The organism is Kitasatospora sp. SC0581, from assembly GCF_048159585.1.
Classification (GTDB): Bacteria; Actinomycetota; Actinomycetes; order Streptomycetales; family Streptomycetaceae; genus Kitasatospora.
The window spans coordinates 1-343 of the sequence record NZ_JBLRWA010000271.1 but is presented as its reverse complement, the minus strand read 5'-3'; the positions used below and the strand labels follow the sequence as shown (position 1 = coordinate 343).

General features: G+C 70.3%; 1 protein-coding gene. It reads right to left on the bottom strand.

Going from position 1 to position 343, the window contains the following annotated elements; all coding sequences use genetic code 11:
• Nucleotides 1-103: 103 nt before the first annotated feature.
• Nucleotides 104-343, bottom strand: a 240-nt coding sequence (locus ACLWS4_RS38065) for a hypothetical protein (RefSeq protein ID WP_416876579.1), incomplete at its 5' end; no start/stop codon positions are given.

The window sequence follows — 343 nt, the reverse complement described above, 5'->3', positions numbered from 1 at the left end:
CCCTGACCCCCACCGCGGCCTGACCCCTGCGGTGAACGGCGAAGCCGAACCAGTCCGGCGCCGGCCTCCTCGGGGGCGGCGGCCGACGCCCGCGGGCGCCTCGCTACGAACGGTGTCCCTCATTCGCGCGGTCCCTTGCAGCCGCCGACTCGGCGAGTGCACGGACGACGAGCAATGCCGTCCCCTCGTCGTGGATCCCTGGCGATTCCCTCTGCTCCACGATCATTTCCGCTGCCATGTGCGCCGTGGCATGCGCCAGCGAGTACTCGCCCCGGACCAGATCCCGCCCGATGATCCCGATGACAGCGTCGAGAGCGGGGACGACGTCGTACAGGTTCTTTCC